Source organism: Variovorax sp. LARHSF232, assembly GCF_052871435.1.
The window spans coordinates 373,334-397,270 of sequence record NZ_JBIXJS010000001.1; the positions used below are offsets into that span (position 1 = coordinate 373,334).

The following is a 23,937-nucleotide window of genomic DNA, read 5'->3' on the forward strand; positions in this document are numbered from 1 at the left end:
GCCAATAGAATTTTGTGAATTCACAAAATAGCTGGCGCGAATACGAGATGGAGCTGCGCGAGATCGATCTGAACCTCTTGCTGGTGTTCGACCGCATGCTGGCCGAGAAACGCGTCTCGGCCGTGGCCGAAGGCCTGGGCCTGTCGCAGCCGGGCGTCAGCAATGCGCTGGCGCGCCTGCGCAAGCTGCTGGGCGACGAGCTTTTTCTGCGCACCGCGCGCGGCATGGAGCCCACGCCTTTCGCCCTGCAGCTGGCCGAGCCGGTGGCCTCGGCCATGAGCGCACTGCACGATGCGCTCAACCAGCACACGGCCTTCGATCCGGCCAGCAGCCGGCGCCGCTTCACCCTGGCCATGACCGATATCGGCGAGATCTATTTCACGCCCCCCTTGATGGACGCGCTGTCGCGCGCCGCCCCTGGCGTGAGCATCAGCACCGTGCGCAACACCGCGGTGAACCTGCGCGACGCGATGGAGGCCGGCCAGGTGGACATCGCCATCGGCCTCTTGCCGCAGCTCAAGGCCGGCTTCTTCCAGCGGCGCCTGTTCATGCAGCGCTATGTGTGCCTGTTCAGCGCGCAGCATCCGCTGGCCGCCAAGGGCCGCATGAGCCTGAAGGATTTCGGGGCGGCCGACCATGTGCTGATCCAGGCCGCCGGCACCGGCCATGGCCAGGTGGACGAACTGCTGGCGGCCCAGGGCATCGTGCGGCGGGTTCGGCTCACGGTGCCGCACTTCGTCGCCGTCGGCCACATCCTGCGCGCCAGCACCATGATCGCCACCGTGCCGCAAAAGCTCGCCGAAAGCCTGGCCGAGCCCTTCGGCCTGGTCTGGCGGGCGCATCCGGCGCAATTGCCGCAAGTGGCCATCAACTCTTTCTGGCATGCTCGCTTTCATCGCGACCCGGGCAACCAATGGCTGCGCGGGCTGTTGTTCGACACCTTTCCGATGCCTGAACGATGACCAACGCCGTGCCTCCTGCGCAGCCCCGTCGGGAGCGAGTGCTCAACCCGGTGGACCGCATCTCCGAGGCGCTGTTCGGCCTCTTGATGGCCCTCAGCTTCGTCGGCGCCCTCTCGGTGGCGGAATCCGGCCAGGCCGAGATCCGGGCCATGTTCATCGCCGCCCTGGGCTGCAATCTGGCCTGGGGCCTGGTCGACGCGGTGATGTACCTGGTGCGCACCATCACCGACCGCGGCCGGGCGCTGGCACTGGCCATGCCGGAACCGCGTCCGCGACCCAAGCTGAATTCACAGGACCTGCTGGCTGCCCTGGCGGTCTTCTTGGTCGTGGTGGCCGCCACCTTTCCGGTGGTGCTGCCTTTTGTCTTGCTGGACGACGTGGGCACGGCCAAGAACGTGTCGCGCGCCATTGCCCTTGCCCTGCTGTTCATCGGCGGCCTGGGCCTGGGGCGCTATGCCGGCTATGGCAGCTGGAAGGCGGGATTGCTGATGGCGGGCCTTGGCAGCGTTCTGGTGGTGGCCATCAACCTGCTGGGCGGATGATGAACGCGCGCCGCCTGGCTGCTGCAGGCCTCGGCTCGCTCCTGCTGGCGGCGAGCGCCCATGCGCAGGAGGAATTGGAATCGGGAAACGAGGGAAGCGGCCGCCGCGCCGCCGCGCCCAGCAAGCCCGATTGGGAATTCGGCGCCACCCTCTACCCCACCCGCGTCCGTGGCGGCGAGAACTACAACAGCGCGATCGTGGTGGCGGACCGCGGCGCGCTGCATCTGGAAGCACGCGTCAACTACGAATCGATAGGCGCGCGCTCGGCCTTCGCCGGCTGGACCTTCACAGGCGGCGAAACCTTGACGTGGGAGCTCACCCCGCTGCTCGGCGGCGCCTGGGGCACCACCCGGGCCTTCGTGCCCGCGCTGGAAGCCAGCCTGGCCTGGGGCCGGCTCGACTTCTACATCGAAGCCGAATACGTGCGGCACCACGAAGACAAGGGCGACAGCTACTTCTACGCCTGGAGCGAACTCGGCCTGCGGCCGGTCGAATGGCTGCGCCTGGGCTTGGCCGCGCAACGCACCCGGGCCTACGGGGGCGAGCGCGAGCTGCAGCGCGGGCCGTTTGCGCAAGTCACCTGGCGGCGCTTCACCGTGGGCGGCTACTGGTTCAACCCGGGCTCCAGCGAGCAGGTCTTCGTGGCCTCGATCGGCGTCACGTTCTAAGGCTGCGGCCAGCGTGCAGGAGCAGACCGATAATTTGCCCTGCAACAAAGCTCCCGATACGCCATGAAGATCGCCACCTGGAACGTCAATTCCCTCACCGCCCGCCTGCAGCACGTGCTCGACTGGCTGACCGCCAATCCGGTCGATGTGCTGTGCCTGCAAGAGCTCAAGCTCAGCGACGACAAGTTTCCCTTGATGGAGCTGCAGGCCGCCGGCTATGACGCTGCCGTGTTCGGCCAGAAAACCTACAACGGCGTCGCCATCCTGAGCCGCGCGCCGGCGCGCGATGTGATGCGCAACATCGGCGGCTTCACCGACGAGCATTCGCGGGTGATCAGCGCCACCGTCGATACGCCGGCCGGCAACCTGCGGGTGATCAATGGCTACTTCGTCAACGGCCAGGCGCCGGGCACCGACAAGTTCGCCTACAAGATGCGCTGGCTCGACGCGCTGCGCGACTGGCTGCGTGCCGAGCTGGTGACGCATTCGAATCTGGTGCTGCTGGGCGACTTCAACATCGCGCCGGAAGACCGCGACAGCTTCGATCCCATCGGCCTGGCCGAAACCATCCACCACACGACCGAGGAGCGCAACCACTTCAAGGCGCTGCTGGAGTTGGGCCTGGTCGACAGCTTCCGCCTGTTCGAGCAGCCCGAGAAGAGCTACACGTGGTGGGATTACCGCATGCTGGGCTACCAGAAGAACCGCGGCCTGCGCATCGACCACATCCTGGTGAGCCAGCCGCTGGCGCGCGAGGTCAAAGGCTGCGTCATCGATCGCGTGCCGCGCAAGTGGGAAAAGCCCAGCGACCATGCGCCGGTGATCCTCGAGCTTTGAGAGCGGGCGCAAAATGACTCGCACCATGCACAAGCACCCGCGTCTTCAGCTGGCCGCAATCACGCTGGCCTTCGCCCTTGCGGGCTGCGCCGAGATGAAGCTGCCGGGCACCGGCGCCGCGAAGCCCGATGCACCGGCGGACGAAGTGCCCGGCGCGCGCGCTGACACCACCATCAGCTTCCAGACGCCAGCCATCAAGGCCTACCGCAAGACCGGCGCGGGTCATATCTACAAGAAGTATCCCCAGCGCATCTACCCGACCAAGATTCCGCCGCTGGTCTACGCGGTGGTGGTGGTCGAGACGCACGTGGAAGCCGACGGGCGGGTCAAGAAGGTCAGCTTCAGCCGCACGCCCTCGCACGCGCCCGAGGTGCCGCCGATGATCGCGCAGCTGATCACCGACGCTTCGCCACTGCCTGCGCCACCGAGCGGCGTGGGCGCCCACACCTATGTCGAAACCTGGCTGTGGGACCGCGGCGGCAAGTTCCAGCTCGACACGCTGACCAAGGGCCAGCGCGGCCGGTAGATGGAAGCAGTTAGTCCGTCGCGTCGCGATCGAGGTGCAGCTCGGCGATCTTGCGCGTGATGGTGTTGCGGCCGATGCCCAACTTCTGCGCTGCTTCGATGCGGCGGCCCCGGGTGTTGGCCAGCGCGGTCAGGATCAGGCGCGATTCGAAGCGGCGCGTGAGGGCATCCCACACGTCATGACGGCCGGCCGCAAGCAGGGCTTGCGCCTCTTGCTCCAGCCCGCTCTCCCATGAGGCAGCCACTGAAGGCGCAGCACCGGCAGCCGCCGATGCGGGCGCGCCCGCGGAAAGGGCCGAACCGGGCAACTCCGCCGCCAGATCGTGCTCGGCGCTGCCAGCAGCGAAATGCCCTGCGCCAGCCTGCGCCGGCATCGGCGCCTCGCCAGCGCCGCTGCCCACCAGCACTTCCGGCGGCAGGTCCTTGGGCTCGATCAACTGGGCCGGCGCCATCACCGTGAGCCAGTGGCAGATGTTCTCCAGCTGCCGCACATTGCCGGGGAAGCCGAAGTTGGACAGCTGCGCCAGCGCCGCGTCGGAAATGCGCTTGGGATCCACGCCCAGCTGCTTGGCGCTTTGCTGCAGGAAGTGGCGCGTGAGCGATGGCACGTCTTCGCGCCGCTCGCGCAGCGCCGGCAGGCGCAGCCGGATCACGTTGAGGCGGTGGAACAGGTCTTCGCGAAAGCCGCCGACCTTGACGCGCTGCTCCAGATCCTGGTGGGTGGCGGCGATCACGCGCACATTCGCCTTCACGGCGTTGTGGCCGCCCACGCGATAGAAGTGCCCGTCGGACAGCACGCGCAGCAGGCGCGTCTGCAGGTCGAAAGGCATGTCGCCGATTTCATCGAGGAACAGCGTACCGCCCTCGGCTTGCTCGAAGCGGCCGCGCCGCATGGTCTGGGCTCCGGTGAAGGCGCCGCGCTCGTGGCCGAACAGCTCGCTCTCCAGCAGGTCCTTGGGGATCGCCGCCGTGTTGATGGCGACGAAGGGCCCATTGGTGCGCGGCGAATGCTTGTGCAGCGCGCGCGCCACCAGCTCCTTGCCGGACCCCGATTCGCCGGTGATCAGCACCGTGACATTGCTTTGCGACAGCCGGCCGATGGCGCGGAACACGTCCTGCATGGCGGGCGCCTGGCCCAGCATCTCGGGCGCGGCCACCATGCGTTCTTCGGCCACTTCTTCGCGCTGGCTTTCGTCGACCGCGCGGCGGATCAGCTCCACCGCGCGCGGCAAGTCGAAGGGCTTGGGCAGGTACTCGAAGGCGCCGCCCTGGAAGGCCGAGACCGCGCTGTCCAAGTCGGAGTAGGCGGTCATGATGATGACCGGCAAGCCCGGATGCTTCTGCTTGATCCTGTCCAAGAGCTCGAGGCCGGAGCCGCCGGGCATGCGGATGTCGCTCACCAGCACCTGCGGGCCCTGGCTTTCGTCGTCGGCGGCGGCATCGAGCGCGGCCAGCACTTCGCGCGTGTTGGTGAAGCTGCGCGTGGGCAGGTCTTCGCGCAGCAGCGCCTTCTCGAGTACGAAGCGGATCGATTGGTCGTCGTCAACTATCCAGATCGGCTTCATTTAGTTCCTTGTCGCTAGGGCAGCGGTATCAATATCTTGAAATCGGTTCGGCCCGGAACACTGTCGCACTCGATCACGCCGTGATGCTGTTGCACGAAGGTTTGCGCCAGCGTCAATCCCAAGCCGGTTCCACCTTCCCGCCCGGAAACGAGGGGAAGAAAGATCCGATCCTTGATCGCGTCCGGCACACCCGGTCCATTGTCGATGACATGCAATTCCAGTGCCAATCGATACCACTGCTTGTTGAAGATCACCTGGCGCGCCACTCGGGTCTTGAAGGTGATCTGGGCGTCGCCGGCGGCGCGCCGCTCGGCCAGCGCCTGCGCGGCGTTGTGGGTGATGTTGAGCGTGGCCTGGATCAGCTGCTCGCGGTCGCCCCGGAACTCGGGAATGGAAGGGTCGAAGTCGCGCTCGATATGCAGGTCGCGCGGGAACTCGGCCAGGATCACCGAGCGCACCCGCTCGCAGACTTCGTGGATGTTCACGTCGCCCACCACGTGGGGCTTGCGGTGCGGCGCCAGCAGCCGGTCGACCAGGGTTTGCAGCCGATCCGCCTCGTGGATGATGACCTGGGTGTATTCCACCAGGTCGCGCGTCTCCACTTCCATCTGCAAGAGCTGCGCGGCGCCGCGGATGCCGCCCAGCGGGTTCTTGATCTCGTGCGCCAGGTTGCGGATCAGCTCCTTGTTGGCCTTGGCCTGGTCCAGGAGGCGCTCTTCGCGGTCCTGGCGCACCTGCTGCTCCAGCGCCGACATCTCGACGATCAGCTCGCCCGGCCTGTCGGCCTGCGCCAGGGTGACCTGGACCGGCAGCATGTCGTGGTTGACGCGGCGCAGGAAGGCTTCGTAGCGCAGGGTGGCGAAATCGTTGGCGCGGGCGCCGTCGATGGCGGTACGCAGCACCTGCGGCTCGTTGAAGCAGGCGCCGAACTGCGAGCCTTCGAGCGTGCGGCGCGAGGTGCCAAGGGCATCTTCCAGCGCCGCATTGGCAAACAGCACCGAGCCGTCGCTCTTGACCACCGCGATCAGGGTCGCCAGCAGGTCGAAGGCCTGAAAGCGCTTGGCGGGCGCAGCGGGTTTGCCGAAAGCCATCTCAGGGCCTCGGCAGGCAGGAGAAGCGAGGCGTCATCAGTTGGTGGTGGGCCCGGGCGCGGCCGCGGCGGGCGGCGGCGCCAGGCGGCCGAGTTCGCGCCGGATGCCGGCGATGTCGCTCTCGTTGCGATCGATCTGGGCCTTCATCTCGGCGGTGCGGTCCAGATACTTCTGGTAGTTCTTGGCTTCCGAGCCCTGCTTCTCGGGCTGGCCGTTGTTGTATTCCTTCAAGAGCTCGGCCTGCTTGGATTCGGCCTTGCGCAGTTCGGATTCGAGCACCGCACGCGCATCGGTATCGCGGGCACGCTGGTCGGCGCTGTCCACGCGCGGGCTGCCGGCCGGCGAGCGGGCGCCACTGCTGCTACCACCGGCTGCCGCAACGTTGGGGCGCGACGTCTGCACCACCGTGACGTTGCCGCCTTCCATCACCTTGCAGCCGCGCTGCTGGGCGACGGTGGCGTTGTTCGTGTATTCGTTGCCGCAGCGCCAGACCTTCCCAGTCTGGGCGTAGGACTGCGTGGCAATGGCAGCCAACGAAACGGCCAACAGAAAGGTGTGATGACGAGTCTTCATGATCTTGACGGGGTGTCTGGCAATCGACGCATTTTGATGCAATTCGATATCCACGCCAGGGTCATGTCCCCACAAATGAAAAAGGACGGCACTTGGCCGTCCCTTGGCTGCGACACCAGAGGCCTCGAGCGCCAAGCGCACGAGGCCATCCGGCTTACAGGGAGTAGTACATGTCGAATTCGACGGGGTGCGGTGCCATGCGGAAGCGCGTCACTTCCTGCATCTTCAGGTCGATGTAGGCATCGATGAAGGCATCGGTGAACACACCGCCCTTGGTCAGGAAGGCACGGCCCTTGTCGAGGTACTCAAGTGCCTGGTCCAGGCTGTGGCAGACGGTGGGCACCAGCGCGTCTTCTTCCGGCGGCAGGTGGTACAGGTCCTTGGTGGCGGCTTCGCCCGGGTGGATCTTGTTCTCGATGCCGTCCAGACCGGCCATCAGCAGCGCCGAGAAGCACAGGTAGGGGTTGGCCAGCGGATCCGGGAAGCGCGCTTCGATGCGGCGGCCCTTGGGGTTGCTCACGAACGGGATGCGGATCGACGCCGAGCGGTTCTTGGCCGAGTAGGCCAGCTTCACCGGGGCTTCGAAGCCGGGCACCAGGCGCTTGTAGCTGTTGGTGCCGGGGTTGGTGATGGCGTTCAAGGCACGGGCGTGCTTGATGATGCCGCCGATGTAGTACAGCGCGGTGTCCGACAGGCCCGCATAGCCGTCGCCGGCGAACAGGTTCTTGCCGTCCTTCCAGATCGACTGGTGCACGTGCATGCCGGAGCCGTTGTCGCCCTGGATCGGCTTGGGCATGAAGGTGGCCGTCTTGCCGTAGGCGTGGCAGACGTTCCAGATCACGTACTTGAGCTTTTGCGTCCAGTCGGCACGCTCGACCAGGGTCGAGAACTTGGTGCCGATTTCGTTCTGGCCGGCGCCGGCCACTTCGTGGTGGAACACTTCGACCGGGATGCCCAGCGATTCGAGCACCAGCGAGATCTCGGCGCGGATGTCTTGCGTGCTGTCGACCGGGGGCACGGGGAAGTAGCCGCCCTTGACGGTGGGACGGTGGCCGGAGTTGCCCGACTCGTACTTCTTGCCCGTGTTCCAGGGGGCTTCGTCGACGTCGATCTCGACGAAGCTGCCCGACATGTCGGCCTTCCAGCGCACGTCGTCGAAGATGAAGAATTCGGGTTCCGGACCGAAGAAGGCGGTGTCGCCCAGGCCCGAAGCCTTCAGGTAGGCCTCGGCCTTCTTGGCGATGGAACGCGGATCGCGGTCGTACGGCTTGCCGTCGGCCGGCTCCAGCACGTCGCAGGTCAGGTTCAGCGTGGTTTCTTCGAAGAAGGGGTCGATGACGGCCGTATTCGGGTCGGGCATCAGCAGCATGTCGGAGGCTTCGATGCCCTTCCAGCCGGCGATCGAGGAACCGTCGAAGGCATGGCCGGCGCTGAACTTGTCCTCGTCGAAATGCGAGACCGGCACCGTGACGTGCTGCTCCTTGCCGCGGGTATCGGTGAAACGGAAGTCGACGAACTTGACCTCGTTTTCCTTGACGAGTTTGAGTACATCGGCGACGGTCTTAGCCATCAAATTCTCCTGGTTGGATGGGTTGTGAAGAAATCTGGTGCACAGGATGCAGGTTCTGTGCCATTGGGACGGCAGCCCGCACTGGGTGTTGCTGGCGCATGACGCACCATTGTGGTGCTGTTAAGCTCTTATTTGGTGCCTTAGCGACTAGCGCACCAATTCAGGACCAAGTCGCGCGTCAAACCCGTGCAGGCCGTCAAGCAGCAGAGTGTAGGCCGCTTCGATCTGCTCAGGATGGCCTTTGACGCCCAATTCGATGTGCCGGCCGAATTCCGGGTGGTCGACGCTGGGCAGGCTGAACACCTTGATGCCGGCGAATTGGCGTTCGATGGACTCCATCAATGGCGTCAGAGTGGCCTCCATCGTGCCGAAGACGATCACCGATTTTTCGATGATGCCGCCCGCTGCAAAAAGGTGCGCGTAGCGCTCGTCCAGGACCGACTCGATCATCGGCCAGGCCATCACCGGGAAGCCGGGCACGAAATGCACCTCGTTGACGCGAAAGCCGGGAATCTTGTTGTAGGGGTTGCGGATGATCTCGGCCCCCGCCGGAAACACGCCCATGTTCAGGCGGTGGATGTTGTCCGGCCGGTCGGGCTCGTAAGGGATGCCCTGCTCGCGCGCCGTGTCCTGCATGCGTTCGCGGATCAGCGCCTCGGCTTGGCGGTGCAGCGCCAAGGGCACACCCAGCGCCCTGGCGGCGCACTGGCGCGTGTGGTCGTCCGGGGTGGCGCCGATGCCGCCGGTGGACAAGACCACGTCGCCGGAGGCGAAGGCGCGCGTCAGCGCAGCGGTGATGCGCACCGGGTCGTCGCCCACGTACTCGGCCCAGCTGAGCGCCAGGCCGCGGGCGCCCAGCAGCTCGATCACCTTGGGCATGTGCTTGTCGATGCGCTTGCCCGACAGGATCTCATCGCCGATCACGATCAGGCCGAAGCGCACGTTGCTTTTCTTGTCGTTGTTCATCAAGGGGCTCCCCATTGGGCGCTGGCGGCCGGGTCGATTTCCACGGCTGGCAGGGCGCCGGACGGCGGCGCGGCAGCTGCGCGCGCCGCGCGCAGCTGGGCCAGGGCATCCAGGCAATAGTGGGCGAACCAGAGCGCCGAGAAGGCAAACACCAGCGTGTAGATCCAGATGGCCAGCGGCACCAGCACGAAGAAGGCGGCGGCAAACAACAGGCCCGAGGCCCACACCACGCTGGGCGCGGCGCCCAGCAAGCCGCACAGGATGCCGATGCCGAACAGCGGCCAGCGGTTGGCGCGCAGCACGGTGCGGCGCTCTTCGGCGTCGGCATGCTCGGCCAAGGCGTCGAAGCTCATCACCTGGTAGGTGAGCCAGCCCCAGATCACCGGCGGCAGCACCAGCACCAGCGGCGGCACCAGCCACAGCGGCACCGAGACGATCAGGGCCAGCAGCGCCAGCACGGTCATGCCCAGCGAGCGGAACACGCTGACGATGAAGGAAGCGCCCTTCTTCTCCTGCAAGGCCGGAAAGCGGCGCTGCGACACGAGCCGGGTCAGTGGCGGCGCCATCAGGCCCGAGACGATCAGGAGCGACAGCACCACGATCACCGGAGTGGCGGCGAACACCACCGCCAGCGGCGCCAGCACCGCCTTCACGTCGCTGGCACCGGCCCGCTCGATCCAGCCCCACAAGGTGGTGAGAATCGGCCAGGCATCCAGCGCCTCGCGCATCCAGGCCACCGCCGGGTCCCAATAGAAGTAGCCCAGACCGGCCGCCAGCGCCGCCATCAGCACGAGCGGCGCAATCGACAGCACGATCACGCGCGGGTGCAGGCAATAGGCAACGGCGCGCCAGAAGGAATCGAGAATAAGACGCATCGGCGCGAAGGATAGCAACTACCAGTGGCAACAAGGACCACCCCTGGCACGTTCTTCATCAGCCCCACACTGCGGAACCGGCTTCGCCGGGCCGCAGGTGAGGTCCCCTCCTCGGGAGGTGGCGAATTACACGCAGCGAAGCGAAGTGAAAAGCCGGGAGGCTTCAGTCAGGCGCGGCCGGCCAGCCGCATCAGCCCCAGCCACTGCTGCGCCCAGAAGCCGCGCCCGTAGTCGCGCAAGCGGCCGCTGGCGTCGGGCTCGACTTGGTCGCGGATGCCGGTCGGGTCGTAGCGGTTCTCGAAATTGGCGGTGCCGAACAGCACATCCCACCAGGGCAGCAACACGCCGAAGTTGTGGCCGCCCAGGCGGACGGGGGCGCCGGGCCGTTCGGACGGCGACTCATGCCCGACGCCCACGCTGTGATGCAGCCGGTGAAAGCGAGGGCTGACCCACAGGCGTTCGCCGATGTATCCGAAGGACAGCCGCAGATTGGCATGCTGCAGGCTTTCCGACAGCTGCGTGATGGCCACCAGCGCGATGAACTGTCCCGGTGCCACGCCGATGAGCTGCGCCACCAGCACGATGATGCAATCGCGCAGGGCGTCGTCCAGCAGATGGTTGCGGTTGTCCGACCACATGGTCATCTGGCGCTGCGAATGGTGCAGCGCATGCAGGCTCCACCACCACTGGAAGCCATGCTGGCCGCGGTGGACCCAGTAGTCGATGAAGTCCAGCACCACCAGGTAGAGCAGGAAGGACACCCACGGCAGGTCGGTCACGCCGGGCCAGATGGCGTCGAGCTGCCAGCCGCTCCAGCCGGCGGTGCGCAGCGGCCCCACCAGGCCGTCGAAGAAGGGCTGTAGCGCAAAGAACATGGCCAGGGGAAAGAGGCCCAGGCGATGCAGCAGGGTGTAGAGGATGTCGGTGCGCACCGCCGCGCTGTCGGTCACCGGATCGACCGGGCGCCAGCGCTGCAGCGGCCCGATGATGGCCAAGAGGATGGCGATCTGGATCAGGCCCACCAGCAGCCAGCCGGTGGCGTCAAAAGCATCTTCGACCCAGCCGCCCAGGCCGATGTGGAACACCAGCGGCTCCACCACCTGCTCGAACAGCCAGCCTTGCATGGCGGCGAATTCGTCGGTGAACCAATCGAGCAGCATGGTCAGTTCGCCGAGTGCGCTGCGATCCAGTCGCGGTAGGCGGGATGCTGGCGCAGGGTCTGGAAGCAGAAGCCTTCCTGCTTCAGGCCCAGGATGAGCGGTTCCAGCACTGCCGGCGCCCACGGGTCCTGGCGCGACCAGATGCCCAGGTGAGCCATCAGGATGTCGCCGCTGCGGATGTTCTGCAGGGCCTGCAGCAGGAGCTTCTCGTTGCTGTAGGTTTCGCTGGGCAGCTCGTCGCCCAGGAAGCCGGCCGGCGCCCAGCCCACGTGCTCGAAGCCGCACTTGCGCGTCGCGGCCAGCAGCCGGGATGAGGTCTTGCCGCCCGGCGCACGAAACAGCGGCAGCGGCTTCTTGCCCGTCATGTCGAGCAGGCGCTGCGAGGCCTTGGCGATGTCTTCGCAGTACTGGGCCGCGGTCCAGGTGAACTCGCGATTGGCCAGGCCGCCCGCGGTGGGGCGCACGCGAAAGCGCGGCTCCACGCCCTTCACGTCGCCGCGCCAGTAGACATGGTCGTAGGTGTGCGAGGCGAATTCGTGGCCTTCGGCGGCGCGCGCCGTCCACCAGGCTTTCCAGCTGTTGTCCAGGCTGTCGCCGCCAGTCGTGGTGCGCTCGGCCGCGGCAAAGAAGGTGACGCGCACGTCCTGGCGCTTGAGCACCTCGGCCACCTGGTTCGCAACGCCCATGTGGCCGGTGTCGAAGGTGAGATAGACCGGCTTGCTGCAGGTAGCGGCGGCCGGGGCCGGGGCCTGCGCATGGGTCGACAGCGGCAATGCCGCGCCCCCGCCCAGCGCCAGCACCGCAATGAGAAAGTTCTTAACGACGCGCATGGTCCAGTGTCCAGACGCCATGCGGCGACCGGCCTACGTTGATTTGCCGTATCACCTGGCGGCTGGCCAGGTCGACCACGGTGAGCTTCTTGGCCCAGCGCGAGGTCACGTAAAGGGTCTTGCCGTCGGCCGACACGTCCATGCAATCGGGGCCGCCCGGCACGGCGAAGGTCTCGACCACCTTCAGGGTGGCGATGTCGATGCGGCTGATGGTGTTGGCCACCCGGTTGCTCACCAGCACGCTCTTGCCGTCGCCCAGGGCGCGGAAGGCATGGGCCCCCTTGCCGGTGAAGATGATGCCGATGGCGCGCGGCGCGGCGCCGGCCACGTCGAAGACCTGCACGCCTTCGCCGCCGGTCAGGCCCACCAGCAGCGTCTTGTCCTGGTGCACGCCGAAGACGTCCGCCGGCATCGGCCCGGTGGGCACGCGCCAGCGGATGGTCTGGCTGGCCAGGTCGACGGCGACCAGCTCGTCGCTGTCCTGCATGGTGACGAAGGCGGTGGTGCTCTTGCCGTCGATCCAGATGTGGCTGGGCGTCTTGCCGGTGGCAATGCGTTTGGCCAGCTTCACGTCCTTGCCGTCCCAGCTGTAGATGTCGACATGGTTGAGCCGGTTGCCGGCCGTGACGAACCACTTCATGTCCGGCGAGAAGCGCAGGTGATACGGGTCGATGATGCCGGTCACCACGCGCTGCACTTCGGCCGTGCGCGGATTCATGAAGGTGAGCGAATCGCTGGCGGAATTGGCCACGATCACCGAGCGCTCGTCGGGCGTCAGGTACAGGTGGTGCGGTTCCTTGCCGGTGTTGATGCGCTGGGTTTCGCTCCAGCGGCTGGGGTCGATCACGCTGACAGAAGCATCCAGCGAATTGAGCACCAGGATCGGGGACGGCAGCTTGTCGGATGCGAGGCTGGCAGACGCGCCGGTGGTGACGGCAACGGCGGACATTAAAAAGGCCGCAAAGCGGCCTTTCAGTGAGGCGGGGAATCGCAAGGGAAGTTCCGAAAAGGGTGACAGCGAGTCTAACGTTGCAAGCCCTGTTCGCGATGACCCGCGCTGACCGTTACGCACCCTATTTGCCGCTGCGCAACGCCTCCACTTCGGCCGGCGCCAGCCAGCGCCATTGGCCGGGCGCCAGGTCATCGGAAAGAGTGAGCGCGCCAATCTGCGAGCGGTGCAGCGCCTCCACCCGATTGCCCACCGCCGCCACCATGCGCTTGACCTGGTGGTACTTGCCTTCGGTCAGCGTCAGCTGCAACTGATGGGTGCCGGTGGCCTCGCAGGCCGCCGCCCGCACGGGCTTGGGGTCGTCGTCCAGCACCACGCCGGCCAGGAGCTTTTGCACCTGGGCGTCGTCCACCGGATGCTTGGCCGTCACCTCGTAGACCTTGGGCACGTGGTGCCGGGGCGAGCCCATGCGGTGGATGAACTGGCCGTCGTCGGTGAGCAGCAAGAGGCCGGTGGTGTCCTGGTCCAGCCGGCCGATCGCCTGCACGCCCTGCACCGCGCCCTTGTTGGGACGCAGCCGCAGGGCCGACGGCAGCAAGGTGTAGATGCTGGGATAGGTCGAAGGCTTTTGCGAGCACTCGGTGCCGGCCGGCTTGTGCAGCATCAGGTAGGCCTTGGCCTGGTAGATCCAGGGCGTGCCCTGGACCGTGAAGCGAAGGCCATCGACCGCGTCGAACTCCGCGAAGGCATCGTCGACCGGCTGGCCCTCGACCGTCACGTGGCCCTGCTGGACCAGCCCGGCGCAGACGCGCCGGGTGCCGAAGCCCTGCGTGAAAAGAATCTCCTGCAGCTGCATCGATCAGTAGCCCAGCGCCAGCCCGGTGTTGCGGCGCGGATCGTTGGCGCCGTAGAAGCGGTTCTTGCCCACCGGCTTGCCGCCCAGCGAAGGCGCGCCCACCAGGATCGCCGCCATGTGGTTGGCCGGCTGCGGCACGCCCAGGTTGTGGCCCATGTCGGCGAGGATCTTGCGGGTGTCTGGACTCAGGGCAAAAGTTTCGACGTTGGTCACGTCGGGCAGCCACTGCTGGTGAAAGCGCGGCGCATCCACCGCCTCCTGCACCGTCATGCCGTAGTCGACGGTGTTGAGGATCGTGTGCAGCACCGCCGTGATGATGCGGCTGCCGCCGGGCGTGCCCACCACCATCACCGGCTTGCCGTTCTGCGTGACGATGGTCGGGCTCATCGACGACAGCGGGCGCTTGCCCGGGGCGATGGCATTGGCCTCGCCCTGCACCAGGCCGTACAGGTTGGGCACGCCGATCTTGGCGGTGAAGTCGTCCATCTCGTTGTTCAGCAGTACGCCGGTCTTGGCAGCCGTGACCTTGGCGCCGAACCAGTCGTTCAGCGTGTAGGTCACCGAGGCGGCGTTGCCCCACTGGTCGACGATCGAGTAGTGGGTGGTGTTGCTGCCTTCATGCGGCGGCACGCCGGGCTTGATGTCCTTGGAGACGCCGGCCTTCTTCGGGTCGATCACGGCGCGGATCTTCTCCGCATAGCCCTTGTCCAGCAGGCGGTCGAGCGGATTCTTCACGAAGTCCGGATCGCCCAGGTAGCTGTTGCGGTCCACGTAGGCGTGGCGCATGGCTTCGATCTGGTAGTGCACCGCCTCTGCCGAGCGAAAGCCCAGGTCCTTCAGCGGGTAGCCCTCCAGGATGTTGAGCATCTCGCAGATGATCACGCCGCCAGAGCTGGGCGGCGGGGCCGACACGATGCGGTAGCCGCGGTAGTCGCATTCGACCGGCGCCAGCTCGCGTGTCTGGTACTGGTCGAAGTCGGCCTGGGTGATGATGCCCTTGCCGGCCTGGCTGGACGCGACGATGGCGGCGCCCACCGGGCCCTTGTAGAAGCCGTCGGTGCCCTTCTGGCTGATGGCGCGCAAGGTCTTGGCCAAGTCTTTCTGCACCAGTCTCTGGCCCACGGCAAAGGGCTCGCCCTTGTTGAGGAAGATGGCGCCCGTGGCCAGGTCTTTCTTGAAGTCGGCAGTGGCGGTGGCCAGCATGTCGACGTCGCCCTGCTGCAGCACGAAGCCCTTCTCGGCCAGCGCGATGGAAGGCGCGATCAGCGCGGCGCGTTTCATGGTGCCGTACTTCTCGCGGGCGTACTCCATGCCCGACACCGAGCCGGGCACGCCCACCGCCAGGTGGCCATGGGTGCTCAGGCCCTTGATGACGTTGCCGTCCTTGTCCAGGTACATGTTGGCAGTAGCCGCCAGCGGCGCCTTCTCGCGGAAGTCGAGGAAGGTCTTGCGGCCGTCGGCCAGCTGCAGGGTCATGAAGCCGCCGCCGCCCAGGTTGCCGGCGGCCGGATAGACCACCGCCAGCGCATAGCCCACCGCCACGGCGGCGTCCACGGCGTTGCCGCCGCGCTTGAGCACATCGACACCGACCTGGCTCGCCAGGTGCTGGGCGCTGACGACCATGCCGTTTTCGGCAGCCACCGGCGCGCGCGAGGCGGCTTGCACCACGCCGCAGGCGGCCAATGTCAGGACCGCGCCCAGAACGGCGCGAAGTTGGGGTTGCATCGCTTTCATGTTCTCTCCTGGATGGTTTTCTCTTTTTGCATGGATTGCCCGCCGCGCTTATTTCTCTGTCAGGCGGCGGTCAACAGGCCCTTGCGCCGCAGGTCCTTGAGGGCCAGCGCCACCTGTTGCCGGGTGAAGTCACGCAGCGCGTTGTCTTCGGTCAGCGGCTGTTCGTCCTTGATGAAGCGCAGGCGCTCGGCACGCGCCTCGCCGGCCAGGAATTCGGCCAGCGCCTCGTGCGAATGCGCGCCGTCCAGCAGGGGCAGCAGGCATCGCTCGAGCACCGACAGCGGCACCTGTTCGTGCCACTGGTTGCAGGCACTGGCTTGCGCTCCGGCGGCCAGCGCAAGTTCGGGCGCATTGCGCACGGCGGCCAGGGCGCGCGGAAGTTCCGGCACGTGGGCCGCAGCGTCGACCGGTGCGCGCCGGACGCGCACCGCGCCGAGGATCAGCAGCTCTTCCAGCATCGCCATGACGAAGGCCTCGACCGTCGCGCGCGGCTCGCCGATGCGCTCGGACACCGCCGTGAGCAAGGTCGGCACCGGCACCGAGGCCGGATAGCGCTCGTCCAGCACCAGCGCCACCGCCTTGTGCACCGGCAAGCGCAGGGTCACCTTGAGGTTGCGCAAGGCGTGGCAGGGTTGTTCGCGCCCGTCCAGCGTGAGCGGGCCGCCGTCTTCGGCAAAGAACACGCCCGCGTACTCCAGCTGGCGCAGCCGCGCGGGATCGAGCCGGTAGCGGATCTGCGCGGAGCGTTCCTGCTTGACCAGCAGGCTCTGCCTGAAGGTGCGGTTGACCAGGAAATCGAGGTACTGCTCCATCATCAGCTGGCTGCCGCCGCATTCCCGCAGCAGCGGGCCGCGCACCTCTTCGCCGTAGTTCTGCACGAACATGGTGGCCGGCTCGGCATCGGCCAGGTAGGCCAGCCCGAGCGTGTTGGCCCGCGCCACGAACTCCTTGAAATAGCACGGTGCGTTGCAGGGCTCGAGGAACTCGTGCATCAGGTAGGACGTGCTGGCGCTGCGCACGATCGGCATCATGTCCTCGAGCGTGGCCTTGAGCACGCTGCCTGGCCGGGCCGAGTGCGCGAGAAAATCGAGCATGCCGCGCGCATAGGAGAGCTTTTCCTCGGGCTCGTCGCGCGGGCCGCCGCGCAGCACCATGGCATCGCGCACGATCTCGCGCGACTTCCATCCCGGATAGACGTTGTAGCTGACGTAGGCCAGGCCCTGGGGCGCCAGGTTGCGCGAGCACACGCGCAAGATGGCCTCCTGCACCGGCTGCGGCACCCAGCTGTAGACGCCGTGGCAGATGATGTAGTCGAACTGGCCGAAGGCGTCGTCGATGTCGGCGATGTCGAAGGTGCGCAGCCGCAAGTTGGCGAGCCCCGCGCGTTCCACCGCCTGCGCACCGCGCCTGGCCTGCAGGGGCGAGAGCTCCACGCCCAGCGCACTGGCGCCCGGATGGCGTGCGGCAAACGGAATCAGGTTGCCGCCCGAGGCGCAGCCCAGCTCCAGCACCCGGGCGCCGGCCGGCGGCGGGGTCTCCAGGCCGAACAGGAAGGCAATGGCCTCCAGGTGCTCCGCGGCGGTCTGCGGGAACGGATGCGAGTCGTAGGGCACCGCATCGTAGTAGTTGCTGAGCAGGCTGGTGACTGAATCCGGCATGGTGGCGTTTTTTCAGGCTCTTTGATGGGACGGTCGGCGGGGCACGACCGCTTGGCTCGCCACTATAAGTGCTGCCTGCGCACGCTTGGCGCACTGGCGGCCACACAATCGATGCGCCATCGGAAGCTGAAAGCCAAGAACATCCCCATGGACCTCTTGAAAGTCGCCACGCTCTTCGCGCTCACCGCCCTTGCCGAGATTGTCGGTTGCTACCTGCCATGGCTGGTCCTGCGGCAGGGCAAGCCGCTGTGGCTCCTGCTGCCCGGCGCGCTTTCGCTGGCCTTGTTCGCCTGGCTGCTCACCTTGCATCCAAGTGCCGCCGGCCGCACCTATGCGGCTTACGGCGGCATGTACATCGCGGTCGCCTTGCTGTGGCTGCGCTTCGTCGACGGCATCGCGTTGACGCGCTGGGATGCAGTGGGGGCCTTCGTGGCGCTGGCCGGGATGGCCATCATTGCGCTGCAGCCAGCGGTGCAGGCCGGATGAGGCGCTGAAAACGAAAACGCCCGACCGCATGGCGGCCGGGCGTCGGTATGTTGGTGGAGCTGGGGGGATTCGAACCCCCGTCCGCAAGCCTTCTTCGCGCAGTTCTACATGTTTAGCGATCTGATTTGGATCTCGCCACCGGTGTCGCGCAGTCGCACGCTACACCGGCCGCCAGCACCCTATTTTCTCGCCCCGACCCAAGGTACCCGGATCGGAGCCAGCCCATGTAATTATCCTTGCAGCCGGGAGGTCAGGATTGCTCCAGACCCCCTTGCCCAGCCCATCGGCCAACTGTTGCAAGGCTCACTGGCAATTAAGCAGCGAGTGCGAAACGTTCGTCGTTTGCAGTTAGTTTGTTTGAATCTGTTTTACGAGCGCATTCAGCTCGACATGCCCCGCTGCGATTCCGAACCCACGTCGAAACCAATGCAGCCCCAGGAACACGTATTTTAGGGCTTCCGCCGGTATTAAAAGGGGGAGCGCCCAGAATTCGCTGACTGAATGAGGGACATCAGCGCCGCCGGGCTTCCGATGCTGGCATCGGCGTTCCAAAGCACCGTGTCGGCCCGGTCGCCCAGGTAGCCGTAGGTGGCAGCCACGGTGCGCATGCCGGCAGCACGGCCGGCGATGACATCGCGCTCATCGTCGCCGACGAACAGGCAGCGCGAAGGCAGCACGCCCAGGCGGCGCGCGGCTTCCAGCAAGGGCTCGGGGTGCGGCTTGGCATGCGGCGTGGTGTCGCCGCAGACCAGCGCGCCAGAGCTCGTAAACAGCGGCATGGCCGCGGTGAGCGGCGCGGCGAAGCGCACCGACTTGTTGGTCACCACGCCCCAGCGCAGGTCGAGCTGGTGCAGTTGCTCGATCAGCTCGGGCACGCCCGCGAAGGCCATCGTGCGAACCGTCATGGCGCGCTCGTAGTTGACAAAGAACTCCTCGCGCAACTCGGGGAAGTCTGGATGGTCCGGCGTGATGCCGAAGGCCACGCCCAGCATGCCGCGCGCGCCGGAGCCGGCCATGGGCCGATAGCGCTCCAGGGGCAGCGACGCCATGCCGCGGTCGGTGCGCATCTTGTCGGCGGCGGCGCCGAGGTCGGGCGCGCTGTCGATCAGCGTGCCGTCCAGGTCGAACAGGACGGCTTCGATGTCGCGTGCACTCGTCGTCATCATGACGCCGATGCCTCCGGCCGCTGGGTGGCGAACATGTAGTTGACGCTGGTGTTGTCGCTCAGCCGGTAGCGCCGCGTCAGCGGGTTGTATTCCAGGCCGCGGGTATGGCGCAGGTCCAGGCCGGCCACGCGGCAGAACGCGGCCAGTTCGCTCGGCCGGATCATCTTGCGGTACTCGTGGGTGCCCTTGGGCAGCATGCCCAGCACGTACTCGGCCCCCACGATGGCAAAGAGGAAGGCCTTCAGGTTGCGATGAATGGTGGAGAAGAAGACCCAGCCGCCCGGCTTGACCAGGGTGGCGCAGGCCTGCACCACCGAGGCGGGCTCGGGCACGTGCTCCAGCATTTCCATGCAGGTCACGACGTCGTAGCTGGCCGGCTGCTCGGCCGCCAGGTCCTCGACGCTCACGTGGCGGTACTTGACGTTCTGGGTGCCGGCTTCCAGCGCATGCAGCTGGGCCACCTTCAGGGCCTTGTCCGCCAGGTCGATGCCCAGCACCTGCGCGCCCTTGCGTGCCATCGAATCGGCCAGGATGCCGCCGCCGCAGCCCACGTCCAGTGCCTGCCGGCCGGCCATCGGGGCCAGGCCGTCGATCCATTCGAGGCGCAATGGATTGATTTCGTGCAGCGGCCGAAACTCGCTTTCCATATCCCACCAGCGATGGGCGAGTTCGGAGAATTTGGCCAATTCGGCCGGGTCTGCATTCACGTTATTGGTGCTCATTGCGTGATTATGAAACGGCGCCAACGGGAAAGAAAAAAGCCCCGCACGGGCGGGGCTTCAATGAAAAAACCCCGCCGAAGCGGGGTTTCATTCGTAAATCCTTGCGGATTACTTGGTGGCTTGCGTGCCGACCACTTCGATTTCCACGCGACGGTTCTTGGCGCGGCCTTCCTTGGTGCGGTTGTCCGCGATCGGCTGCTTCTCGCCCTTGCCTTCGGTGTAGACGCGGTTGCGTTCAATGCCCTTCGAGACCAGATAGGCCTTGACGGCTTCAGCGCGGCGAACCGACAGCTTCTGGTTGTAGGTATCGGAACCGATCGAGTCGGTATGGCCGACGGCGATGATCACTTCCAGGTTGACGCCACGGATCTTGCTGGTCAGATCGTCCAGCTTGGCGCGGCCTTCGGGCTTGAGCACAGCCTTGTCGAAGTCGAAGAACGCGTCAGCGGCGAAGGTGACCTTCGAAGCGACAGGTGCCGGAGCGGGAGCCGGAGCCGGAGCAGGCGCCGGAGTGGGAGCAGCGGCGGGAACCAGAGCGCCGTCGCAGCCAACAGCGGCCGTGGCGGGGGTCCAGTTCGCGTCGCGCCAGCACAGTTCGTTCGTGCCGTTCTTCCAGACCAGTTCGCCGGTGCCGTTTTGCCAGTTGTCGAGCACGGGACCACCGTTAGCGGACGTGACACGGGTCTGCGCGCCGGCGGCAGTGGCGAGCGCAGCGACTGCAAACATCATCGCCACTTTATTCAGTTTCTTCATGGTTCTCCTCTTGGGGAAAAAGCCGCAGCCGCGCTGCGAAACAAGGACGCTTTAAGTGACCACCACCCAAAACGCTGAGACGATTGTGCCATAGGGTCTTTAGCAAACAGGCCGGAACGCCACCCCCAAACGCCCGTCAAAGGCCGAATACGGCCCATCTGTTGCGGCGCTGCTACACCGCCGAGGGCGTAAAATTTCCGGTCCTTGCTCGCCGGCTCTCCCCTTCATGACCTCGTTCGCCAAAGAAACTCTACCCATCAGCCTCGAAGAGGAGATGCGCCGCAGCTATCTCGATTACGCGATGAGCGTGATCGTCGGGCGCGCACTTCCAGACGCCCGCGACGGCCTCAAGCCGGTGCACCGCCGTGTGTTGTTTGCCATGCACGAACTCAACAACGACTGGAACCGGCCCTACAAGAAGTCGGCCCGTATCGTTGGCGACGTCATCGGCAAGTACCACCCGCACGGCGACCAGTCGGTGTACGACACCATCGTGCGGATGGCGCAGGATTTTTCCATGCGCCACATGCTGGTTGACGGCCAAGGCAATTTCGGCTCGGTCGACGGCGACAACGCCGCAGCCATGCGATACACCGAAATTCGCTTGGCCAAGATCGCGCATGAAATGCTGGCGGATATCGACAAGGAAACTGTCGATTTCGGTCCCAATTACGACGGCAGCGAAAAAGAACCGCTGGTTTTGCCCAGCAAGTTGCCCAATCTTCTGGTCAATGGCTCGGGTGGTATTGCGGTGGGCATGGCCACCAATATTCCGCCGCACAACCTGGTCGAAGTGGTGGATGCATGCCTGCATTTGCTGGCCAATCCGGGGGCCACTATTGACGAACTGATGGAAATCGTGCCTGCGCCCGATTTCCCCACCGCCGGCATCATCTACGGCATCAACGGCATCAAGGACGGCTACCGCACCGGCCGCGGCAAGGTGGTGATGCGCGCCAAGGTCCACTTCGAGGACATCGACCGCGGCCAGCGCCAGGCCATCGTGGTCGACGAACTGCCCTACCAGGTCAACAAGAAGACCCTGCAGGAGCGCATGGCCGAGCTCTGGCGCGAGAAGAAGCTCGAGGGCATCAGCCACATCCAGGACGAGTCCGACAAATCGGGCATGCGCCTGGTGATCGAGCTCAAGCGCGGCGAAGTGCCCGAGGTGGTGCTCAACAACCTGTACAAGCAGACGCAGATGCAGGACACCTTCGGCATCAACATGGTCGCGCTCATCGACGGCCAGCCGAAGCTGTGCAACCTGAAGGATCTGGTCGAGGTCTTCCTGCAGCACCGCCGCGAAGTGGTAACGCGCCGCACCGTGTTTCAGCTGCGCAAGGCGCGCGAGCGCGGCCACGTGCTGGAAGGCCTGGCGGTGGCGCTGGCCAACATCGACGACTTCATCTCGATCATCCGCAACGCGCCCACCCCGCCGGTGGCCAAGGCCGAACTGATGGCCCGCAGCTGGGACAGCAAGCTGGTGCGCGAGATGCTGACCCGCTCCCGCGCCGACGGCGGCGTGGTGAATGCCGACGACTACCGTCCCGAAGGTCTGGAAAAGGAATTCGGCATGGGCGACAACGGCCTGTACCGCCTGTCCGACACGCAGGCCCAGGAAATCCTGCAGATGCGCCTGCAGCGCCTCACCGGCCTGGAGCAGGACAAGATCGTCGCCGAGTACAAGGACGTGATGTCCGAGATCGAGGACCTGCTCGACATTTTGTCGAAGCCGGCGCGCGTCTCCACCATCATCAGCGACGAGCTCTCCACGCTGAAGCAGGAGTTCGGCCAGACCAAGCTGGGCGCACGCCGCAGCCAGGTCGAGCACAGCGCCTTCGACCTTTCCACCGAAGATCTGATCACGCCCACCGACATGGTGGTGACCCTCTCGCACAGCGGCTACATCAAGAGCCAGCCGCTGGGCGAGTACCGCGCGCAAAAGCGCGGCGGGCGCGGCAAGCAGGCTACGGCGACCAAGGAAGACGACTGGATCGACCAGCTCTTCATCGCCAACACGCACGACTACATCCTGTGCTTCTCCAACCGCGGCCGGCTGTACTGGCTCAAGGTGTGGGAAGTGCCGGCCGGCTCGCGCGGCTCGCGTGGACGCCCGATCGTCAACATGTTCCCGCTGCAAGAGGGCGAGAAGATCAACGTGGTGCTGCCGCTCACCGGCGACAAGCGCACCTTCCCGGCAGACCAGTTCGTCTTCATGGCCACTTCGATGGGCACCGTGAAGAAGACCGCGCTGGACGAATTCAACAACCCGCGCAAGGCCGGCATCATCGCCGTGGACCTGGATGCGGGCGACTATCTGATCGGCGCGGCCCTCACCGATGGCGCACACGACGTGATGCTGTTCTCCGACGGCGGCAAGGCGGTGCGCTTCGACGAGAACGACGTGCGTCCGATGGGCCGCAATGCGCGCGGCGTGCGCGGCATGTCGCTGGAAGAAACGCAACGCGTGATCGCCATGCTGGTGGCCGAGGACGAGCAGCAGAGCGTGCTCACCGCCACCGAAAACGGTTACGGCAAGCGGACAAGTATTACCGAGTACACCCGTCATGGCCGCGGAACCAAGGGCATGATTGCGATTCAACAGAGTGAGCGCAACGGCAAGGTCGTTGCAGCCACCCTGGTGCACGCGGACGACGAGATCATGCTGATCACCGACAAGGGCGTGCTCGTCCGCACGCGGGTCGCCGAGATCCGCGAACTCGGCCGTGCCACCCAAGGCGTGACGCTGATCGGCCTGGACGAAGGCTCCAAGCTCAGTGGCTTGCAACGCATCGTCGAGAATGACGCAAACGGCGACACCGAAACAGGTGCCGACGACACTTCAACATCTTCTACGGAGAACCCTCAGTGAAAAAGATCAAACTTGCCGTGCTGGCCGTGGCACTGACCGCCTCGTCCTTCGCCTGGGCACAGAACGGCAAGGCCGCGCTGGTCAAGCAGTTCCTCGACTTGCAGCGCCCCGGCATCGAAGCGCTGTCTCGTGCGCTGGTTCAGCAGGCAAGCGACCCGATTGCGCAGGCAGGCTCCGGCTACCTGCAGAGCCAGGTTCCCGCGGACAAGCGTGAAGCCGCCGCCAAGGCCGCCGACGCCGAACTGAAGAAGTACTTCGACGAGTCCTACCCGATCGTGCGCGACAAGGCCCTGCAGGCTGCGCCCACCACGCTGGGCCCGATCCTTGAGCAGAACTTCACCGAAGATGAACTCAAGCAACTGGTCGCCTGGATCAGCTCGCCGCTGGCCAAGAAGTACCAGGAAATGAATCCGCAGATGCAGACCGCCCTCACCAAGAAGGTGGTTGAAGACACGCGCGCCACCATCGAGCCGAAAATCCGCGCGCTCGACGCGAGCGTGGCGAAGGCGCTCGGCGCGCCGACCGGCGGCGATGCCGGCAAGGCCCCTGCCAAGGCGCCGGCGAAGAAGTGAGCCCC

General features: G+C 65.9%; 23 protein-coding genes and 1 other RNA gene. 8 read left to right on the top strand and 16 right to left on the bottom strand.

What is annotated here, in order from left to right; genetic code table 11:
* Positions 1-47 precede the first annotated feature (47 nt).
* From ACIPRI_RS01800 to ACIPRI_RS01820, 5 genes are all read left to right on the top strand, one after another.
* Positions 48-962, top strand: coding sequence for a LysR family transcriptional regulator (locus ACIPRI_RS01800; RefSeq protein WP_446620351.1), 915 nt, complete (start codon positions 48-50; stop codon positions 960-962).
* On the top strand, positions 959-1,504 hold the full coding sequence (locus ACIPRI_RS01805; RefSeq protein WP_446587896.1) for a hypothetical protein: 546 nt from the start codon (positions 959-961) through the stop codon (positions 1,502-1,504). Before ACIPRI_RS01800 ends, ACIPRI_RS01805 begins: the two co-directional genes overlap by 4 nt.
* Positions 1,501-2,172 (top strand): hypothetical protein, encoded by a 672-nt coding sequence (locus tag ACIPRI_RS01810; protein ID WP_446587898.1) that lies wholly within the window; start codon positions 1,501-1,503, stop codon positions 2,170-2,172. Before ACIPRI_RS01805 ends, ACIPRI_RS01810 begins: the two co-directional genes overlap by 4 nt.
* 63 nt (positions 2,173-2,235) lie before the next feature.
* The gene (xth, locus tag ACIPRI_RS01815; RefSeq protein ID WP_446587900.1) at positions 2,236-3,009 is read left to right on the top strand and encodes an exodeoxyribonuclease III; all 774 of its coding nucleotides are present in this window, start codon (positions 2,236-2,238) and stop codon (positions 3,007-3,009) included.
* 13 nt (positions 3,010-3,022) lie between these two features.
* Positions 3,023-3,535 (top strand): hypothetical protein, encoded by a 513-nt coding sequence (locus ACIPRI_RS01820; RefSeq protein WP_446587902.1) that lies wholly within the window; start codon positions 3,023-3,025, stop codon positions 3,533-3,535.
* Positions 3,536-3,545: 10 nt separating this feature from the next.
* Here ACIPRI_RS01820 and ntrC read toward each other — a convergent pair whose 3' ends face one another.
* The 12 genes from ntrC to ACIPRI_RS01880 all read right to left on the bottom strand — a co-directional run bounded on the left by ntrC (position 3,546) and on the right by ACIPRI_RS01880 (position 17,361).
* Positions 3,546-5,099 (bottom strand): nitrogen regulation protein NR(I), encoded by a 1,554-nt coding sequence (ntrC, locus tag ACIPRI_RS01825; RefSeq protein WP_446587904.1) that lies wholly within the window; start codon positions 5,097-5,099, stop codon positions 3,546-3,548.
* Between the two features lie 14 nt (positions 5,100-5,113).
* Positions 5,114-6,190, bottom strand: coding sequence for a nitrogen regulation protein NR(II) (gene glnL, locus ACIPRI_RS01830; protein ID WP_446587906.1), 1,077 nt, complete (start codon positions 6,188-6,190; stop codon positions 5,114-5,116).
* Between the two features lie 36 nt (positions 6,191-6,226).
* Positions 6,227-6,763: a hypothetical protein gene (locus ACIPRI_RS01835; RefSeq protein WP_446587908.1), complete on the bottom strand. Its 537-nt coding sequence runs from the start codon at positions 6,761-6,763 to the stop codon at positions 6,227-6,229.
* A gap of 154 nt (positions 6,764-6,917) precedes the next feature.
* Positions 6,918-8,333: a type I glutamate--ammonia ligase gene (gene glnA, locus ACIPRI_RS01840; RefSeq protein ID WP_446587910.1), complete on the bottom strand. Its 1,416-nt coding sequence runs from the start codon at positions 8,331-8,333 to the stop codon at positions 6,918-6,920.
* A gap of 147 nt (positions 8,334-8,480) precedes the next feature.
* A complete protein-coding gene (locus ACIPRI_RS01845; RefSeq protein ID WP_446587912.1) occupies positions 8,481-9,299 on the bottom strand; it encodes a competence/damage-inducible protein A in 819 nt (272 codons plus the stop codon).
* On the bottom strand, positions 9,299-10,174 hold the full coding sequence (locus tag ACIPRI_RS01850; protein ID WP_446587914.1) for an EI24 domain-containing protein: 876 nt from the start codon (positions 10,172-10,174) through the stop codon (positions 9,299-9,301). Before ACIPRI_RS01850 ends, ACIPRI_RS01845 begins: the two co-directional genes overlap by 1 nt.
* Positions 10,175-10,341: 167 nt before the next feature.
* The gene (locus ACIPRI_RS01855) at positions 10,342-11,331 is read right to left on the bottom strand and encodes a sterol desaturase family protein (protein WP_446620352.1); all 990 of its coding nucleotides are present in this window, start codon (positions 11,329-11,331) and stop codon (positions 10,342-10,344) included.
* A 5-nt stretch (positions 11,332-11,336) separates the two neighbouring features.
* Positions 11,337-12,164 (bottom strand): polysaccharide deacetylase family protein, encoded by an 828-nt coding sequence (locus tag ACIPRI_RS01860; RefSeq protein WP_446587916.1) that lies wholly within the window; start codon positions 12,162-12,164, stop codon positions 11,337-11,339.
* Complete coding sequence (locus tag ACIPRI_RS01865; RefSeq protein WP_446587918.1) at positions 12,151-13,113, bottom strand: YVTN family beta-propeller repeat protein; 963 nt, start codon at positions 13,111-13,113, stop codon at positions 12,151-12,153. Before ACIPRI_RS01865 ends, ACIPRI_RS01860 begins: the two co-directional genes overlap by 14 nt.
* 124 nt (positions 13,114-13,237) lie before the next feature.
* Entirely contained in the window at positions 13,238-13,969 is a 732-nt protein-coding gene (locus ACIPRI_RS01870) for a pseudouridine synthase (RefSeq protein WP_446587920.1), read from the bottom strand.
* Between the two features lie 3 nt (positions 13,970-13,972).
* A complete protein-coding gene (ggt, locus tag ACIPRI_RS01875) occupies positions 13,973-15,694 on the bottom strand; it encodes a gamma-glutamyltransferase (protein WP_446620353.1) in 1,722 nt (573 codons plus the stop codon).
* 68 nt (positions 15,695-15,762) lie between these two features.
* The gene (locus ACIPRI_RS01880; protein WP_446587922.1) at positions 15,763-17,361 is read right to left on the bottom strand and encodes a methyltransferase regulatory domain-containing protein; all 1,599 of its coding nucleotides are present in this window, start codon (positions 17,359-17,361) and stop codon (positions 15,763-15,765) included.
* 147 nt (positions 17,362-17,508) lie between these two features.
* On the opposite strand from ACIPRI_RS01880, the gene ACIPRI_RS01885 reads away from it, so the two are divergent.
* Positions 17,509-17,847 (top strand): YnfA family protein, encoded by a 339-nt coding sequence (locus tag ACIPRI_RS01885; RefSeq protein ID WP_446587924.1) that lies wholly within the window; start codon positions 17,509-17,511, stop codon positions 17,845-17,847.
* Positions 17,848-17,898: 51 nt separating this feature from the next.
* Here ACIPRI_RS01885 and ssrA read toward each other — a convergent pair.
* The 4 genes from ssrA to ompA all read right to left on the bottom strand — a co-directional run bounded on the left by ssrA (position 17,899) and on the right by ompA (position 20,488).
* Positions 17,899-18,283: a transfer-messenger RNA gene (gene ssrA, locus ACIPRI_RS01890) on the bottom strand.
* A gap of 31 nt (positions 18,284-18,314) precedes the next feature.
* Positions 18,315-19,013, bottom strand: coding sequence for an HAD-IA family hydrolase (locus ACIPRI_RS01895; protein WP_446587926.1), 699 nt, complete (start codon positions 19,011-19,013; stop codon positions 18,315-18,317).
* On the bottom strand, positions 19,010-19,735 hold the full coding sequence (ubiG, locus tag ACIPRI_RS01900) for a bifunctional 2-polyprenyl-6-hydroxyphenol methylase/3-demethylubiquinol 3-O-methyltransferase UbiG (RefSeq protein ID WP_446587928.1): 726 nt from the start codon (positions 19,733-19,735) through the stop codon (positions 19,010-19,012). The genes ACIPRI_RS01895 and ubiG overlap by 4 nt, the downstream gene beginning before the upstream one ends.
* Positions 19,736-19,843: 108 nt before the next feature.
* The gene (ompA, locus tag ACIPRI_RS01905) at positions 19,844-20,488 is read right to left on the bottom strand and encodes an outer membrane protein OmpA (protein WP_446587930.1); all 645 of its coding nucleotides are present in this window, start codon (positions 20,486-20,488) and stop codon (positions 19,844-19,846) included.
* A 226-nt stretch (positions 20,489-20,714) separates the two neighbouring features.
* On the opposite strand from ompA, the gene gyrA reads away from it, so the two are divergent.
* The gene (gene gyrA / locus ACIPRI_RS01910) at positions 20,715-23,360 is read left to right on the top strand and encodes a DNA gyrase subunit A (protein ID WP_446587932.1); all 2,646 of its coding nucleotides are present in this window, start codon (positions 20,715-20,717) and stop codon (positions 23,358-23,360) included.
* Positions 23,357-23,932: a DUF2059 domain-containing protein gene (locus ACIPRI_RS01915; RefSeq protein ID WP_446587934.1), complete on the top strand. Its 576-nt coding sequence runs from the start codon at positions 23,357-23,359 to the stop codon at positions 23,930-23,932. The genes gyrA and ACIPRI_RS01915 overlap by 4 nt, the downstream gene beginning before the upstream one ends.
* Positions 23,933-23,937 lie beyond the last annotated feature (5 nt).

Excerpts from the sequence above, each read along its gene's own strand:
- ACIPRI_RS01800 (WP_446620351.1), top strand. The coding sequence starts at position 48 with ATGGAGCTGCGCGAGATCGATCTGAACCTCTTGCTGGTGTTCGACCGC.
- ACIPRI_RS01805 (WP_446587896.1), top strand. The coding sequence starts at position 959 with ATGACCAACGCCGTGCCTCCTGCGCAGCCCCGTCGGGAGCGAGTGCTC.
- ACIPRI_RS01810 (WP_446587898.1), top strand. The coding sequence starts at position 1,501 with ATGATGAACGCGCGCCGCCTGGCTGCTGCAGGCCTCGGCTCGCTCCTG.
- xth (WP_446587900.1), top strand. The coding sequence starts at position 2,236 with ATGAAGATCGCCACCTGGAACGTCAATTCCCTCACCGCCCGCCTGCAG.
- ACIPRI_RS01820 (WP_446587902.1), top strand. The coding sequence starts at position 3,023 with ATGACTCGCACCATGCACAAGCACCCGCGTCTTCAGCTGGCCGCAATC.
- ntrC (WP_446587904.1), bottom strand. The coding sequence starts at position 5,099 with ATGAAGCCGATCTGGATAGTTGACGACGACCAATCGATCCGCTTCGTA.
- glnL (WP_446587906.1), bottom strand. The coding sequence starts at position 6,190 with ATGGCTTTCGGCAAACCCGCTGCGCCCGCCAAGCGCTTTCAGGCCTTC.
- ACIPRI_RS01835 (WP_446587908.1), bottom strand. The coding sequence starts at position 6,763 with ATGAAGACTCGTCATCACACCTTTCTGTTGGCCGTTTCGTTGGCTGCC.
- glnA (WP_446587910.1), bottom strand. The coding sequence starts at position 8,333 with ATGGCTAAGACCGTCGCCGATGTACTCAAACTCGTCAAGGAAAACGAG.
- ACIPRI_RS01845 (WP_446587912.1), bottom strand. The coding sequence starts at position 9,299 with ATGAACAACGACAAGAAAAGCAACGTGCGCTTCGGCCTGATCGTGATC.
- ACIPRI_RS01850 (WP_446587914.1), bottom strand. The coding sequence starts at position 10,174 with ATGCGTCTTATTCTCGATTCCTTCTGGCGCGCCGTTGCCTATTGCCTG.
- ACIPRI_RS01860 (WP_446587916.1), bottom strand. The coding sequence starts at position 12,164 with ATGCGCGTCGTTAAGAACTTTCTCATTGCGGTGCTGGCGCTGGGCGGG.
- ACIPRI_RS01865 (WP_446587918.1), bottom strand. The coding sequence starts at position 13,113 with ATGTCCGCCGTTGCCGTCACCACCGGCGCGTCTGCCAGCCTCGCATCC.
- ACIPRI_RS01870 (WP_446587920.1), bottom strand. The coding sequence starts at position 13,969 with ATGCAGCTGCAGGAGATTCTTTTCACGCAGGGCTTCGGCACCCGGCGC.
- ggt (WP_446620353.1), bottom strand. The coding sequence starts at position 15,694 with ATGCAACCCCAACTTCGCGCCGTTCTGGGCGCGGTCCTGACATTGGCC.
- ACIPRI_RS01880 (WP_446587922.1), bottom strand. The coding sequence starts at position 17,361 with ATGCCGGATTCAGTCACCAGCCTGCTCAGCAACTACTACGATGCGGTG.
- ACIPRI_RS01885 (WP_446587924.1), top strand. The coding sequence starts at position 17,509 with ATGGACCTCTTGAAAGTCGCCACGCTCTTCGCGCTCACCGCCCTTGCC.
- ACIPRI_RS01895 (WP_446587926.1), bottom strand. The coding sequence starts at position 19,013 with ATGATGACGACGAGTGCACGCGACATCGAAGCCGTCCTGTTCGACCTG.
- ubiG (WP_446587928.1), bottom strand. The coding sequence starts at position 19,735 with ATGAGCACCAATAACGTGAATGCAGACCCGGCCGAATTGGCCAAATTC.
- ompA (WP_446587930.1), bottom strand. The coding sequence starts at position 20,488 with ATGAAGAAACTGAATAAAGTGGCGATGATGTTTGCAGTCGCTGCGCTC.
- gyrA (WP_446587932.1), top strand. The coding sequence starts at position 20,715 with ATGACCTCGTTCGCCAAAGAAACTCTACCCATCAGCCTCGAAGAGGAG.